The 14,178-nt window shown below is 66.5% G+C and carries 17 protein-coding genes and 1 pseudogene; 11 read left to right on the top strand and 7 right to left on the bottom strand.

Annotation, left to right across the window (positions count from 1 at the left end; translation table 11 throughout):
- Positions 1 to 31: 31 nt before the first annotated feature.
- The gene (locus ACYVN4_RS32255; RefSeq protein ID WP_460725751.1) at positions 32 to 811 is read right to left on the bottom strand and encodes an MmyB family transcriptional regulator; all 780 of its coding nucleotides are present in this window, start codon (positions 809 to 811) and stop codon (positions 32 to 34) included.
- 53 nt (positions 812 to 864) lie between these two features.
- Complete coding sequence (locus ACYVN4_RS32250; RefSeq protein ID WP_460725750.1) at positions 865 to 1,305, bottom strand: nitroreductase family deazaflavin-dependent oxidoreductase; 441 nt, start codon at positions 1,303 to 1,305, stop codon at positions 865 to 867.
- Between the two features lie 136 nt (positions 1,306 to 1,441).
- Between ACYVN4_RS32250 and ACYVN4_RS32245 the strand changes: the two genes are divergently transcribed.
- From ACYVN4_RS32245 to ACYVN4_RS32230, 4 genes are all read left to right on the top strand, one after another.
- Positions 1,442 to 2,218 (top strand): succinate dehydrogenase cytochrome b subunit, encoded by a 777-nt coding sequence (locus ACYVN4_RS32245; RefSeq protein WP_460725749.1) that lies wholly within the window; start codon positions 1,442 to 1,444, stop codon positions 2,216 to 2,218.
- Positions 2,215 to 4,167, top strand: coding sequence for a fumarate reductase/succinate dehydrogenase flavoprotein subunit (locus ACYVN4_RS32240; RefSeq protein ID WP_460725748.1), 1,953 nt, complete (start codon positions 2,215 to 2,217; stop codon positions 4,165 to 4,167). Before ACYVN4_RS32245 ends, ACYVN4_RS32240 begins: the two co-directional genes overlap by 4 nt.
- A complete protein-coding gene (locus tag ACYVN4_RS32235; RefSeq protein ID WP_460725747.1) occupies positions 4,164 to 4,913 on the top strand; it encodes a succinate dehydrogenase/fumarate reductase iron-sulfur subunit in 750 nt (249 codons plus the stop codon). The genes ACYVN4_RS32240 and ACYVN4_RS32235 overlap by 4 nt, the downstream gene beginning before the upstream one ends.
- A 294-nt stretch (positions 4,914 to 5,207) precedes the next feature.
- On the top strand, positions 5,208 to 5,399 hold the full coding sequence (locus ACYVN4_RS32230; RefSeq protein WP_460725746.1) for a hypothetical protein: 192 nt from the start codon (positions 5,208 to 5,210) through the stop codon (positions 5,397 to 5,399).
- A 159-nt stretch (positions 5,400 to 5,558) separates the two neighbouring features.
- On the opposite strand, the pseudogene ACYVN4_RS32225 reads toward ACYVN4_RS32230, so the two are convergent.
- The 3 genes and pseudogenes from ACYVN4_RS32225 to ACYVN4_RS32215 form a co-directional block, all read right to left on the bottom strand.
- A pseudogene (locus tag ACYVN4_RS32225) lies at positions 5,559 to 6,644 on the bottom strand (RNA polymerase sigma factor); the annotation flags it as partial.
- Positions 6,645 to 6,824: 180 nt separating this feature from the next.
- Positions 6,825 to 7,244, bottom strand: a complete 420-nt coding sequence (locus tag ACYVN4_RS32220) for a VOC family protein (protein ID WP_460725745.1) — start codon at positions 7,242 to 7,244, stop codon at positions 6,825 to 6,827.
- Positions 7,241 to 7,867, bottom strand: a complete 627-nt coding sequence (locus tag ACYVN4_RS32215) for a Rossmann-fold NAD(P)-binding domain-containing protein (RefSeq protein ID WP_460725744.1) — start codon at positions 7,865 to 7,867, stop codon at positions 7,241 to 7,243. Before ACYVN4_RS32215 ends, ACYVN4_RS32220 begins: the two co-directional genes overlap by 4 nt.
- Here ACYVN4_RS32215 and ACYVN4_RS32210 point away from each other — a divergent pair.
- The 3 genes from ACYVN4_RS32210 to ACYVN4_RS32200 all read left to right on the top strand — a co-directional run bounded on the left by ACYVN4_RS32210 (position 7,848) and on the right by ACYVN4_RS32200 (position 9,527).
- The gene (locus ACYVN4_RS32210) at positions 7,848 to 8,582 is read left to right on the top strand and encodes an AraC family transcriptional regulator (RefSeq protein WP_460725743.1); all 735 of its coding nucleotides are present in this window, start codon (positions 7,848 to 7,850) and stop codon (positions 8,580 to 8,582) included. The genes ACYVN4_RS32215 and ACYVN4_RS32210 overlap by 20 nt on opposite strands.
- A gap of 85 nt (positions 8,583 to 8,667) precedes the next feature.
- Complete coding sequence (locus ACYVN4_RS32205) at positions 8,668 to 9,087, top strand: hypothetical protein (protein WP_460725742.1); 420 nt, start codon at positions 8,668 to 8,670, stop codon at positions 9,085 to 9,087.
- A gap of 41 nt (positions 9,088 to 9,128) precedes the next feature.
- Positions 9,129 to 9,527, top strand: coding sequence for a hypothetical protein (locus ACYVN4_RS32200; protein ID WP_460725741.1), 399 nt, complete (start codon positions 9,129 to 9,131; stop codon positions 9,525 to 9,527).
- 22 nt (positions 9,528 to 9,549) lie between these two features.
- Here ACYVN4_RS32200 and rlmN read toward each other — a convergent pair whose 3' ends face one another.
- A complete protein-coding gene (gene rlmN / locus ACYVN4_RS32195; protein WP_460725740.1) occupies positions 9,550 to 10,659 on the bottom strand; it encodes a dual-specificity RNA methyltransferase RlmN in 1,110 nt (369 codons plus the stop codon).
- Positions 10,660 to 11,056: 397 nt separating this feature from the next.
- Between rlmN and ACYVN4_RS32190 the strand changes: the two genes are divergently transcribed.
- Positions 11,057 to 11,476: a DUF732 domain-containing protein gene (locus ACYVN4_RS32190; protein WP_460725739.1), complete on the top strand. Its 420-nt coding sequence runs from the start codon at positions 11,057 to 11,059 to the stop codon at positions 11,474 to 11,476.
- A gap of 292 nt (positions 11,477 to 11,768) precedes the next feature.
- Here ACYVN4_RS32190 and ACYVN4_RS32185 read toward each other — a convergent pair whose 3' ends face one another.
- The gene (locus ACYVN4_RS32185) at positions 11,769 to 12,275 is read right to left on the bottom strand and encodes a hypothetical protein (protein WP_460725738.1); all 507 of its coding nucleotides are present in this window, start codon (positions 12,273 to 12,275) and stop codon (positions 11,769 to 11,771) included.
- Between the two features lie 180 nt (positions 12,276 to 12,455).
- Between ACYVN4_RS32185 and ACYVN4_RS32180 the strand changes: the two genes are divergently transcribed.
- The 3 genes from ACYVN4_RS32180 to ACYVN4_RS32170 are packed head-to-tail and all read left to right on the top strand — an operon-like array spanning position 12,456 to position 14,129.
- Positions 12,456 to 12,785, top strand: coding sequence for a hypothetical protein (locus ACYVN4_RS32180; RefSeq protein ID WP_460725737.1), 330 nt, complete (start codon positions 12,456 to 12,458; stop codon positions 12,783 to 12,785).
- Complete coding sequence (locus ACYVN4_RS32175; protein WP_460725736.1) at positions 12,766 to 13,296, top strand: DUF6879 family protein; 531 nt, start codon at positions 12,766 to 12,768, stop codon at positions 13,294 to 13,296. Before ACYVN4_RS32180 ends, ACYVN4_RS32175 begins: the two co-directional genes overlap by 20 nt.
- Positions 13,293 to 14,129 carry a helix-turn-helix domain-containing protein gene (locus ACYVN4_RS32170; RefSeq protein WP_460725735.1) on the top strand — a complete coding sequence of 279 codons (837 nt, stop codon included), beginning with the start codon at positions 13,293 to 13,295 and terminating at the stop codon, positions 14,127 to 14,129. The genes ACYVN4_RS32175 and ACYVN4_RS32170 overlap by 4 nt, the downstream gene beginning before the upstream one ends.
- Positions 14,130 to 14,178 lie beyond the last annotated feature (49 nt).

The raw sequence follows: 14,178 nt of genomic DNA, 5'->3' as shown, positions 1-14,178 counted from the left end.
CGGGCACCGCCGCCGATCTTCGCACCCCCCATCAGCGGGATCGGAAGAATTCCTCGGAGGCGAGGTCGAGCGGATAGAACAGCTCCATCCGCAGTTCCTCGAGGGTGATGTCGTGGGCGGCGTCGAAGTGGGCCGCCAGCAGCCCGGTGCGGATCAGGCGCGCACCGCGGCGGAAGGTGGAGCAGGCGACCAGCTCGCCGGAGTCGTGGCGCGGGGCCGGTAGCCCGGCGAGCATGGCGTCCAGGCGCGCGATCAGCCCGGGCAGCCGCTCGTCGGACGGTGAGCGGGCGAGGTGCGCGCGCAGCCGGGCGCGGGCCGCCCAGGCGACCTCCGACCAGTCGGACTCGGTGTCGGGGGCCGTGCTCTCCACGATGTAGCGCTCGATCATGTTGGTGCCCACCGGGTCCCGCCCGAACAGCACCTCACAGCCCTGATTGGCCGCGATCACCGTCCCGTAGGCGTCGAGCACCAGCGCCGGGAAGGGTTCGTGCCCGCGCAACAGTCGATCCATGGCCGAGGTGAACGGTGTCCAGCGCGGATCGTGCACGGTCACATCGGGATACATCGGCGCGAACCCCGCCGCCCGCAGCAGCTGATTGCGATCGAGCAGGCCAAGGTCCAGCACATCGGTCACGCGCAGCACCAGTTCCCGTTCGGGCCCGGTCCGCCCCGCCTCCACCATCGACAGCACCCGCGTGCTGACCCCCACCCGCTCGGCGAGTTCGGCCTGGCTGACATGGCGAATCTTGCGCCACTGCCGCAGCCGCTCCCCGAACGACTCCTCATCCGGGACCCCCGAAATCGATCCCATGCTCCGCAACCTTGCCAGACCCCGTCCCCCGCCGTCCGCCGGTCCGCGAATCGCTATGTCGCGGAATCGTTTTCCAGGATCACCACGGGAATCTCGCGGGCGGTGCGCAGCTGGTAGAGCGCATAGTTCGGGGCGCGGCAAACAATCTGCCGCCAGAGCGCGGCGCGTTCGGCCGAATCGGCTGTGCGCGCGATCATCCGGCGTTCGGTCCCGGAGATGTTCACGGTGACATGCGGATCGGCACACAGGTTCCGATACCACTGCGGATGCCGGGGTTCGCCGCCGAAGGACGCGATCAGCACCACCCGCTCCCCCACCGGCAGTGGCGTGCTCAGCATGGTGACCCGGGGCTGCCCGGTCTTGCGGCCGACGGTGGTCAGCCGCACCACCTTGGTGCCCGGAATCCCGCCCAGCACTTGACCGTTGGTGCGATCGAAGACGACCCGGTGCGCGCCGCTCGCCATCCGCGACAGCACGGTCACAAGACTCTCCATCACTCCAGGCTAGACCGTCTCAGACAATCCCGGCGGCGACTCGAGCACATTCACGGAGACCTGAATGTAGCCGTGTGGTTGCCGGACGATGAGGGAAGGCGACGGTACCTTCTGAATTCGAGGAGGTTCGGATGCGATGACGCATGCTGCCGAGATCGTCGAAACCGCCGACGCGGGCCACGAGGTGGCTCGCGGTCCCGCTGCCGCACGACCCCGGTGGGAGTCGCGGATACGACCGTCATCCATCACCTTGAAGCTGATCATGGCCGTGACAGGCGTCATTTTCGCGCTGTTCGTGCTGGTCCACATGGTCGGCAATCTGAAGGTCTACCTGGGTCCCGAGCACTTCGACGAATACGCGCACTGGCTACGGACGCTGCTGCAGCCCTTCCTGCCCTACGAGGGCGCGCTGTGGATCTTCCGGGTGGTGCTGCTGGGTTGCCTGATCGCCCATGTCGGGTCCGCGGTGCTGCTGACTCGGCGGGCGCATGCGGCCCGCGGCAAGTTCCGGCGCAAGGGCCTGACCGGTCTGCGGTCGTTCACCGCGCGCACCATGCTGGTCACCGGCCTGGTGTTGTTGCTGTTCATCGTCTTCCACATCCTGGATCTGACCGTGGGCGCGCGGCCGTTCGCCAGCACCTCGTTCACCGACGCCACCCGCACCACCAGCCACGCCTACGCCAATCTGGTCGCCAGCTTCGACCGGCCCGCCGTCGCGGTGTTCTACCTGCTGGCCATGGCCTTGCTCGGCGCGCACCTGGCGCACGGATTGTGGACGGCGGTCAATGATCTCGGCATCACCGGGCAGCGCACCCGTCAGGTGTGCGTGGCGCTGGGCGGCCTGCTGGCGCTGGCGGTGATGGTCGGCAATATGACGATTCCCGTCGCCGTGTGGATCGGAGTGGTGTCATGATGGTCGACCCCTTGGCCGGGCTGCGCACGGTCGGCGCGCCGATCAGCGGCGGTGTCCCCGAGGGCGATCCGGCCCGCGCCTGGCAGCAGCGCTGCCTGGACTACCGGCTCGTCAGCCCGCTCAATCGACGCAAGTTCACCGTGATCGTGGTGGGCACCGGCCTGGCGGGCGCGGGCTGCGCGGCGGCGCTGGGCGAACTCGGCTTCCACGTCGAATGTTTCACCTTCCACGACGCGCCGCGGCGCGCACACAGTGTGGCCGCGCAGGGCGGCATCAATGCCGCGCGGGCGCGCAAGGTCGACAACGACAGCGTGGCACGCTTCGTCAAGGACACCGTCAAGGGCGGGGATTTCCGTGCCCGCGAGGCGGATTGCTTCCGGCTGGCCGCCGAGTCGGCGCGGGTGATCGATCACATGAACGCCATCGGCGCGCCCTTCGCGCGCGAGTACGGCGGCAGCCTGGCGACTCGATCGTTCGGTGGCGTGCAGGTCTCGCGCACCTATTACACGCGCGGCCAGACCGGGCAGCAATTGCAGGTCGCCGCCAGTCAGGCGTTGCTGCGGCAGGTGCACGCGGGCACGGTGAACCTGCACACCCGCAGCGAGATGCTCGATCTCATCGTCTCCGACGGCCAGGCGCGCGGCATCGTGGCGCGCGATCTGGTCACCGGCGCGGTCACCGCCACCACCGGGCACGCGGTGGTGCTGGCGACGGGCGGCTACGGCAATGTCTTCTATCGTTCGACCCTGGCCCGCAATTCGAATGCGACCGCGACCTGGCGGGCGCACATGCGGGGCGCGTTGTTCGCCTCGCCCGCCTTCATCCAGTTCCATCCGACCGCGCTGCCGGTGAACTCGGAATGGCAGTCGAAAACCATTCTGATGAGCGAATCCCTGCGCAACGACGGCCGAATCTGGGTGCCCGCCAAGGCCTGTGACGACCGCGACCCGGGCGATATCCCCGAGAACGAGCGCGACTACTACCTCGAGCGCATGTACCCGTCCTACGGCAACCTCTCGCCGCGCGACGTCTCCTCCCGCGCCGCCCGCACGCAGATCGACTCCGGCCACGGGGTCGGTCCGCTGAAAAACAGCGTGTACCTGGATTTCCGGGACGCACTGGCCCGGCTCGGCCGCGACACCATCGCCGAGCGCTACGGCAACCTTTTCACGATGTACCGCGATGCCACCGGCGAGGATCCCTACCGCACGCCCATGCGGATCGCGCCCGGCGCGCACTTCTCCATGGGCGGACTGTGGAGCGATTTCGACCAGATGACCTCCATCCCAGGGCTTTTCGTGGCCGGTGAGGCGAGCTGGGGGTATCACGGCGCGAACCGGCTGGGCGCGAACTCGCTGCTGTCGGCGTGTGTGGACGGCTGGTTCACGCTGCCGTACTCGGTGCCCAGTTATCTCGCGGGACAACTCGGCACCACGCCCCTGGCCGCCGACGATCCCGCCGTGACCGCGACGGTCGCCGAGGTCGAAAGCCGCGTCGGGGCGCTGTTGTCGATCGGCGGCACCCAGGGTCCGGATCGCTTCCATCGCCGACTCGGCGAGTTGCTCTACGCCGGGTGCGGGGTGTCGCGGTCGGCGCAGGGGCTGGCCGACACGATTGCCGCGATCGACAAGCTGACCGCCGAATTCTGGTCCGATCTGCGGGTCGCCGGGACCGGTGAGCAGTTCAATCAGGAACTCGAAAAGGCCGGACGCGTCGCCGATTTCCTCGGTCTGGCCCGGCTCATGTGCCTGGACGCGCTCGATCGGGACGAGTCCTGCGGCGCGCACTTCCGGGTCGAGCACCAGACCCGCGACGGCGAGGCGCGCCGCGACGACGCCAACTGGGCGTTCGTCTCGGCGTGGGAGTACCGGCCCGAGGGCCCGCAGATCCGCCACGCCGAACCGCTGACGTTCGCCGCCGTCCCGCTACAGACGAGGAACTACGTATGAGGCTGACGTTGCAGATCTGGCGGCAGGCCGACGCGGCCGCGCCCGGCGGCTACGAGGACTACATCGTCGAGGACGCCACCCCGGAGATGTCGCTGCTGGAACTGCTCGACCGACTCAACGACAGCCTGGTCGCGTCGGGCCGCGACCCGGTGGCCTTCGACTCCGACTGCCGTGAAGGTGTCTGCGGCTCTTGCGGAATCACCGTCGACGGCCGCCCGCACGGCCCGCTGCCCAACACTCCCGCCTGCCGCCAGCACGTGCGCTCGTTCACCGACGGCGCGCGGGTGCGGATCGAACCGTTCCGCTCGGGGGCCTACCCGGTGGTGCGCGACCTGGTGGTGGATCGTTCCGCCCTGGACCGTTTGATCAAGGCGGGCGGTCATATCGCCGTGGACGCGGGCACCGCCGCCGACGCCGACAGCGAACCGCTCCCCCACGACGACGCCGAATACGCACTGGATTTCGCCGCCTGCATCGGTTGCGGCGCATGCGTTGCCGCGTGCCCCAACGGCGCGGCCCATCTCTACGCCGGAGCCAAACTCCTGCACCTGGGTACAGTCACCCGCGGCAAACAGGAGCGCAGCCGTCGCGCGCGCAGCCTGGCCGGGCAGATGGAGGAGGAGTTCGGGCCGTGCTCGAGCTACGGCGAATGCGCGGCGGTCTGCCCCGAGAGCATTCCGCTGACCGCGGTCGCGGCGGTCAATCGCGAGGTGGTGCGAGCCCGATTGCGAGGGCCGAAGAACTGATGTGGCGCACATAACCACGACTATTTCCCAGCCGCATATGTAACCCGCGCCTCTCAAAAAGGGCTGTCGCTTCGTGGGATTCACCTAACGCGATACCGGTCCGTGATCGGCCGTCGGTTCAATGCCACGAAAACCGCCATACAGCATGGCTTTCGATGTGCGCCGCAGCACGCCACCGCCGTTCTAACGCCTCGCTTTCGCCCAGCTCACGCGATAGATTCATGCTCGAGATCAACCGCGGCCCCCGGCACGGGCAACCCCCGTTCTCGCGAGTCGCACCTCGAATGGAGAATCATGAACAACCAAATTCAGTTCGCCGATCGCAATTTCGGATACTTCACCGTCCAGCAGCCCCGCCGTATCAACTACCGAATCGCCACCGCATTCGTTATCGGCATGCTGACCCTCGGCTTCGCCGGCCACCTGCTGCTGCCCGAGACCGAGCTCAGCGACCCGGCCCCGACCTCGGTGACCGTCCTGCGCTGACCCGCGCACGACCCGACAACGCCGTCGCGGTCCCCGGGTCGATCCCCGCACTGCTGCCAGTTGCCGACCACCGGATCCTCGGACACCGGCGCGGCCTGCGGCCCGGCGACATTTCCTGTCGCGCAGCGGGATCGAGCCTCGAGCCGATGTCAGCACCGGCTATTCGAGGTAGCCCTGCAGGGACTGGGAGCGCGAGGGGTGGCGCAGTTTCGACATCGTCTTCGACTCGATCTGGCGGATGCGCTCGCGGGTGACGCCGTAGACCTTGCCGATGTCGTCGAGGGTACGCGGCTGACCGTCGCCGAGACCGTAGCGCAGGTACATGACACCGGCTTCACGCTCGGTGAGGGTGGCCAGGACCGCCCGCAGCTGCTCCTGCAGCAGCGTGAAGGCCACCGCCTCGACGGCGATGATCGCCTCGGAATCCTCGATGAAATCGCCGAATTGGCTGTCGCCCTCATCGCCGATGGTCTGATCCAGCGAGATCGGCTCACGGGCGATCTGGCGGATCTCGAGGACCTTCGCGGGGGTGATGTCCAATTCCTTGGCGAGTTCCTCGGGGGTGGCCTCGCGGCCCAGCTCCTGCAGCAACTCGCGCTGCACCCGGCCGAGCTTGTTGATGATCTCGACCATGTGCACCGGAATGCGAATGGTGCGGGCCTGGTCGGCCATGGCCCGGGTGATGGCCTGACGGATCCACCAGGTGGCGTAGGTCGAGAACTTGAATCCCTTGCTGTAGTCGAATTTCTCGACCGCGCGCACCAGGCCCAGGTTGCCCTCCTGGATCAGGTCCAGGAAGGCCATGCCGCGCCCGGTGTAGCGCTTGGCGATCGACACCACCAGTCGCAGATTCGCCTCCAGCAGGTGATCCTTGGCCCGGATGCCGTCGCGTTCGACCCAGGACAGGTCGCGGCGACGCGCGGCGGTGAGACCAGGCCCGGCGGCTTCGGCGCGCAGCTTCTCCCCCGCATACAGGCCGACCTCGATCCGAATGGCCAGATCGACCTCTTCGGCCGCGGACAGCAGCGGCACTCGGCCGATCTGCTTCAGATACGCCCGGGTCGAGTCGCCGCCCGCGGTGAGCTCCGCTTCCTTGCGCGCCTTGCGCAGGGCCGGGGAGTCGCTTTCGTCCCAGACCCCGCCCTCGGCGGCGTCGTCCTGAACCGCGTCTTCCTCTACGGCGTCATCCGCTGTGACGTCGTCTGGTTCCACCGGTTCCACCACGGAATCCTGGTCAGTCGCTTCGCCTTTGGTAGTTGCCACATTCGCCTCTCCGAGAGATTCGGGCGGCATCGCGAGTCGAAAACAGGACCGCAGAGAGGCCTCGAGCGGCTCGGCAAATCACCGGGACCACCCACGAGCCTACTGGGCACCGGCCGATCCATGACGCCTCCCACCCCGAGTGGCAGATCCGGCGGGTTTTTCCTACCTCGGCCACCACGCTTTGTGGACGAATTCGAGGCGGTTGCCGTCGCGGTCGGCGACATTGGCGGCGTAATAGCCGGGCGCGAAGTAGGTGCGGTCGGCGGGCGGTCCCTCGTCGACGCCACCGGCCGCGAGGGCGGCGGCGTAGGCGGCATCGACCGCCTCGGTGCTGTCGCACACGATGCCGACATACAGCCCCGTCTCGCCCGGATTGCGCTGCCGCAGCCAGATGCTGGAGCCGATGCCGGTGCCGGACACGTAGACGGCGTCGCCGATGCCGAAGAGGTCGGGGACATTGTCCGGCCCTTCGGACGCGTCGTAGGTCCCGAACTCCTTCCAGCCCAAGGGTTCGAGGGCCGCGAGATAGAACGCCGAGGCCGTGTCCAGGTCGGTCACCGAGAGATAGATGTGGTCGATCACTGCGCATCCCCGTTCCATGCGGCGGCGTTCGCGCGCGCGAAGTCTCGGAAGGTCCGCGCGGGTCGGCCGATGATCTTTTCTACGGTGTCGTCAGCATAGGCGCCGTTGCCGGACGCGATCGTGGCGGTCAATTGCCGCAGCACCGAGGCGTAGGCGGCGGGGACTCCCGTCGCCAGGATGCCCGCGATCCAGGTCTCACGGTCGAGATCCTGGTGGACGAACGGTCGGCCGGTGGCCTCGCCGATGAGGGCGGCGGCCTCGGCGACGGTGAGCGCCTGCGGACCCGTCAGGCTGTAGGCCGCGCCGCTGTGCGCTCCCGGTTCTGTCAACGTGGTCGCGGCGACGGCTGCCACATCCTCGACATCGATGAACGCCTCCGCGCCGGTGCCGGTGGGCACCACGATGGCGCCGTTGATCGGCCGCAGGAACGTTCCGCTGAAGTTCTGCATGAACCAGGCCGGACGCAGGATGGTGTGGCTCAGTCGATTTCGCCCGACCAGATCCAATTCGACGGCGCGAGTAGCGATCTCGCCCGAGGCGTGCTCCATCCCGTACGCGCTGAGGAAGGTTACGTGCTCGACCCCGGCCCGCCCGACCAGGGGCTTGACTCTGCCGGGCGACATCGCGATCGTTGTCGGCGGGCACGATCACCACATCGCCGACGCACCGAACCCCGCCGTCTGCGTCTCCCACGAACAGTTCTGGGCGGCCACCGCCGACGCCGATGCCGCGGATCCGGCCACCTCCGTATTCCTGTGCGGCGCTTACCGTCTCGCCGGTGACGTCGGCCGGACGCTACTCCAGGCGCTGCCGTCCATCCTGGTCATCCGCCCCGCCACGCACGATCAGGTGCACGATGTCGTCGCCCTGATCTCCCGCGAGCTACAGGAATCCGCACCCGGCAGCCAGATCGTCCTGGACCGCCTGCTCGACATCCTGCTCGTCCTGGTCATGCGCGCCTCCTACGCGCAGAGCTCGACCGCACCCCGCTGGTACCGCGCCGCCCAGGACCCCCGCCTGCGCCCCGCCCTGCAAGCGATACACGAAGCGCCCCAACGCAACTGGACCGTTCCCGAACTGGCCCACCTGACCGCCATGTCCCGCCCATCCTTCGCCCGCCACTTCGAACGCGCCCTGGGCCAAACCCCCATCCAATACCTCACCGACTGGCGCCTAACCCTGGCCCGCGACTACCTCCGCTCCACCGACCTCCCCCTCGACCAGATCGCCCGCAAAACCGGCTACACCTCCCCCAACGCCTTCGCCGCCACCTTCCGCCGCCACCACGGCCTCCCCCCGGGCCGCTGGCGCGAGGCGAACACCCCCGCCGCCGGATAACGGCCCTGCGATTTCATTGCTACCGCGACAAAGAAACGCTACCGTTTCACACATTTGTCGAGATAGGCAGATCGAGAGGCCGACAATGGCTTTCACCACTCGCACACTGGGGCTCGCCGCCATGGGGGCCGCGCTCGCCGCTGTCGCCGCCACCGCAAGCACCGCCACCGCCGACACCACCACCGACAGCGTCACCATCTCCGGATCCAACTACCAGGTCGGCTGCACGTACACGCTGTCCGCCCCCTCGAAGGTGTACGGCTTCACCGACACCGCCGACATCAACAGCACCAGCCGACTGACCACCCCGAGCATCCCGATCCTCGGCAGCAGCACCGCCTCCGCCACCGGCAGAGTCACCGCGAACTGGACCCCCACGGTCGTCGGCACCCACCAGATCTACGCCAACTACATGCTCGGCTTCCCCCTGCTCAACGACGCCGCCGGCCAGTACGGCCCAGTCGTCGTCCAGGTCAGCGCGTCCACCACCCCGAAAACCTGCTGACCCGAGGTCAGCCCGGAGATAAGCAGATCGAGAGGCCGACAATGGCTTTCACCACTCGCGCAATTGGGTTGGTCGCGTTGGGGGCTGCGGTCGCCGCCGCCACCGCGAGCACTGCCGCGGCGGATACCACTACCGACAGCGTCACCGTTTCCGGATCCAACTATCAGGTCGGCTGCACCTATACGTTGACCGCCCCGGAGAAGGTGAACGGCTTCAGCGATCCGGCCGACCCCTACAGCACCGGCCGACTCACCTCCACGGTCCCGATCCTCGGTATCAGCAGCGCCTCCGCCACCGGCAAGGTCACCGCGAACTGGACCCCGACGGTTGTCGGCACCCACCAGATCTACGCCCAGTACATGGTCGGCTTCGACGGCGAGGGCCACTACGGCCCGGTCATCGTGCAGGTCAGTGCCACCACCACCCCGAAAACCTGCTGACCCGTTCTTCGTTGGGTGTCGGTCAGCCTTCGGCGGCGAGTTGGCCGCAGGCGGCGGCGATTTCCTGGCCTCGGGTGTCACGGACGGTGCAGGTGACGCCCTGGGCCTGGACGCGGCGGACGAATTCGTCCTGGACCGGCTTCGGGCTGGCGTCCCACTTGCTGCCCGGGGTCGGGTTCAGTGGGATCAGGTTGACGTGGACCAGGGGGCCCAGGGCCTTGTGCAGCTTCTTGCCGAGCATGTCGGCGCGCCAGCCTTGGTCGTTGATGTCGCGGATCAGCGCGTATTCGATGGAGACGCGGCGGCCGGATTTGTCGGCGTAATAGCGTGCGGCATCGAGGACTTCGGCGACCGACCAGCGATTGTTGACCGGCACCAAGGTGTCTCGGAGTTCGTCGTCCGGAGTGTGCAGGGAGACAGCGAGTCTCACCGACATGTCCTCGTCGGCGAGCTTGCGGATCGCGGGCGCGAGACCGACCGTGGACACCGTCACCGACCGCTGCGAGATGCCGAAGCCCTCCGGCGCCGGAGACGTGATGCGGCGCACCGCATTCACCACGCGCTTGTAGTTGGCCAGCGGCTCGCCCATGCCCATGAACACGATGTTGGACAGGCGGCCGGGGCCACCCGCCACCTCGCCGTCGCGCAGGGCGGCCGCGGCGGCACGCACCTGATCGACGATCTCCGCGGTGGACAGGTTGCGGTTGAGACCGCCCTGGCCGGTCGCACAGAACGGGCAGGCCATGCCGCAACCGGCCTGGCTGGAAATGCACAGGGTGTTGCGATCGGGATAGCGCATGAGCACCGACTCGAGCAGGGTGCCGTCATTGGCCTTCCACAGCGACTTCCGCGTGGTCCCGTCATCGCATTCGATATGCCGGATCTCGGTGAGCAGCGTCGGGAACAACGCCTCCGCCACCTTGGCCCGCATGCCCTCCGGCAGATCTGTCATCTGCGCGGGGTCGGCGACCAGCCGCCCGTAGTACTGCCGCGCGATCTGATCGGCCCGGAACTTCGGCAACCCGAGCTCCTCCACCACCGCCTTGCGCTCCGCCGCATCGAGGTCGGCGAGATGCCGCGGCGGCATACCACGACGAGGGGCATCGAAAACGAGCGGCAAGGGGGTAGTCATAACCCGTCCAGTGTACGGATCAGCATATTCGCAGGTCACACCGGGTTTCCCCAACCCGCCCGGACTCACCCCCATGGTTCCTGATCAACGCAGGTCAGACACCACAAAAGGGGCACGGATCTCTCCCTGAGACACCCCAAGGCTTCCCAGCCCTTCCCATTCAATCTGACGGCGAAAGTCACGGTCGGATTCCCGTCCTTTCCCGGCTCCCAAGCACGCTCGGTAGCCCAAATCACGCCACAGTTTTCGCAGGTGCCAGTGCGCCCGGTCAGTAGTCGAATCGTGTACCGGTTCGATAGGCAAGCCACGAAAACCGAACGCCGCACGGGTTTGACACTGCAATCGCGCGCCGCAAACCTGGACATTCGACCAGTACCCCCAGGAGAGGCCGCGCCCCGTGAACGACAACACCCACACCCCGAAACCGAAGATGTCCAAGGGAAAGAAGTGGGGCATTGCCGCCGCCTCAGTGCTCGCCCTCGCCGCTATCGGATCTGTCCTCCCCGACACCGATAAGAACACTGAGACAACCGCGAAGGCCGACACCCCCAGCAGCAGCACTACCGCGCCCGCCCCAGCGATCAGCGAGAAGGACCAAACGTTCCTGATGACGCTGGACTCCGAGAACATCCGCTACACCGACACCGACGCCCTGAAGCTCGCCCGCAGCGTTTGCACGGTCCTCGATCAGGGATTGAACCTCAACGGCGCAGTCCAGGTGGTTTCGTATGACGGCCATTACGACATGGAGTCCGCCGGATTCTTCGCCGGTGCAGCTGTTGCCGCCTACTGCCCCGAGCACGCTCCCGCCGCGTAACTAGTGCCACAGAACGAAGGCCCCCGACCCGGATATGGGTATGGGGGTCTCGTCTCATAGAGGCTGTAGCGTCTCCGCGAAGGCCCAACACCCTTCAGCCTCAGCCTCTCCAGCCAATCACGCCAGATGCCGCCGGAGGGGCTTAGTGCTACCTAGACAGCGAAACACCCCGGCACGGTTGCGGTTGGCCGGGGCGTTCTCGCGAAGCGCGAATCAGACGCGCGATGTCACCGTAGTAATGAGATCAGTTCATCAACCACCCCCTTGTGGCTACCCGAGCAACCGGAGTGGTCTAAGCGCCGTCAGCCTTCGCGGGCGGCAAGTCCCGAAGCGGGGGCATAGTCCGGCGGATGTAGAACTCCTCGGGGGTCACGGTGATCACGTCGAGTTGCTGAACCAGCGTCCCCGGTATCTCCCCACCCTCGAAGTGCTCCGGGCCAGGGACTATGACCGCCTCAGCGTCCAACCGGGTTGCCTGTGCTCTCAGCCTGGCCAACGGTGGCCGTCCGAACTTGGGGTCATAGATCACCATGTCCGTGAAGTCGTAGCCGAGCCGTGAGGCTAGCTTGCGAACCTGACTCTCATCCCAAAGCTGAGCTACACCAGAGACATCGGTACGCAAGTACCCGAGAGCCGTTGGCTTGTAACGCATTACCGCCCCTCTGTCGTCACGACCCGCGAGCGCGACATGGTCATGGAACTGGAGATAGAACCCGCCGTAGTCCTCGGTCTCATCACCAGCGTTGTCGAGTTCGAGCACACCGCCGGGGAACTCATAGAGCCGTGTCCGCCTCGTCATCGCGACCCCTGCCCGCAGTCCTTAAGTGCCAGATCTGACGCTAGGAACCCATCCCCAGGGCGGGCCACGAGTTTGCACAACCTTGCCGAACATCTTCCGATCCCGGGCACATCCGGGCACAGCGGAGCGAACATGGACCCCTGTACGGAAAGGCCGTACAAAGTAATGCAGGGGGCTGCAATGATCCTGAAGTTCCTGGGCAAGGGCGGATCTGACAACAACGGATGCCCGAGCCTGTTCGCCACCGACCAGCGGAGCTACCTCGCCCAGGGATGGCAGACCGGCCGACCCGAAACAATCGAGATTCCACATCTGCTGCTCGGCTTCCTGGAGCCCGATACGTTCATCGGTGCACCACTGACCGACACCGGGCGGGGAACCTTCACACTCACCGGCCGACCGATCACCGACCGCGAGACACTGAGCCAGTTGGACCTAGCCGCCGACGAGACGGCCATAGAGGTACCGATGACGGAGAGGACTTTCTACGGTGCTGTTCCAGCCAAATGACCAAACCCTTTGGGACGCACTGTGGCACGAAGCGAAGCGTTCAGCGTTCCACCTCGAAACCCGAGACTCATACTCGGTAGCGAACGAGAACGAGAGACTGAACGCCTTCCTGAACAATGAGCCGCCGCCGGACCCGCGTACGCCCTGGCAAGACCTCATGAGGGAGACCAGCGGGCGCGGAGTAGCACTGACCCGCGTGCGAGTCGTCACCGTGCCGCTGAGCGACTACCAGCGCTGGCTACTGTCCGTCACGCACCACAACGTGAACGCAGGGGAAGACATCCGATACGTGCCACGGCATCTCGCCGGGGAAGTTCCGCAGGACGACTGGTGGATGTTCGACACTGAGCGGGTGGTGTACAACCTCTGGGATGCCGAAGGCCGACCTGTCGGCATGGCCATCACCACCGATCCCCGGATAGTCGCCTACTGCGACAGCGTGCGGCAACGGCTCTGGGAGTTGGCAACTCCGGCCGCCGTGTTCACCGATAGCGTGCGCATCGGCCAGTGACGGGGGTTCACGACGCCACAGAAGCTCTCGGGGCAAGGCTTCGGGAGCTTCGCCGTGCAGCAGGGCTTACCGGCCGCCGCTTGGCCGAACTCTCTGGCTGGCATGAGTCCAAGGTCAGCAAAATCGAGTACGGGCGCATCAAACCATCCGATGCCGATGTACGGGCCTACTGCGAGTACACAGCCACAGCGAATCAGCTTCCGGACCTCCTAGCCACCCTGCACAACATCGACGCCGCATACCTCGAATGGAGGCGGGTTCTCAACACCGGACACAAACGCCGACAACAGAAATCGTTGAAGCTGGAAGCCGAAGCAACCTACCTGCGCGGGTATCAAACCCAGATCGTTCCGGGCCTGTTGCAGACGGCCGAATACGCGGCGGGCCTCCTACGGCGGAGCATCGAGTTCTACCGCATCCCGGACGAAGTAGAAGCCGCGGTAGCGACCCGCATGGAGCGGCAACGCATCCTGTACCAGCGTGACCACCGATTCCACTTCCTACTCAGCGAGCAAGCCTTGTACTCCACCGTTGGGGACGATGACGTGATGGCCGGACAACTCGACCGGCTGGCTTCCATGCTCGGAATGCCCGGTATCGCAATCGGCATCATCCCAGCCACCGCCGAAGTACTTGTGGTGTCCACCAGCTTCGTACTGTTCGACAACCGCATGGTGATGGTCGAAGGCACAGCAGCAGAACTGACCATTACCCAGCCGCGAGAGGTCGGGCTCTACGGTCGGGCGTTCGACACTCTGGCTAGGCAATCCCTGACGGGCAGGGGCGCGCGGGCATTGATCGGGAAGGCGCTGGAGGGACGCCAGAACTCCTGACACCCACGGGCAGAGCAAGATTCGACCACCGCAACACAGCCGGAGCGTC

Source organism: Nocardia heshunensis (genome assembly GCF_054782115.1).
This window is presented reverse-complemented; position numbering and strand designations above follow the sequence as displayed.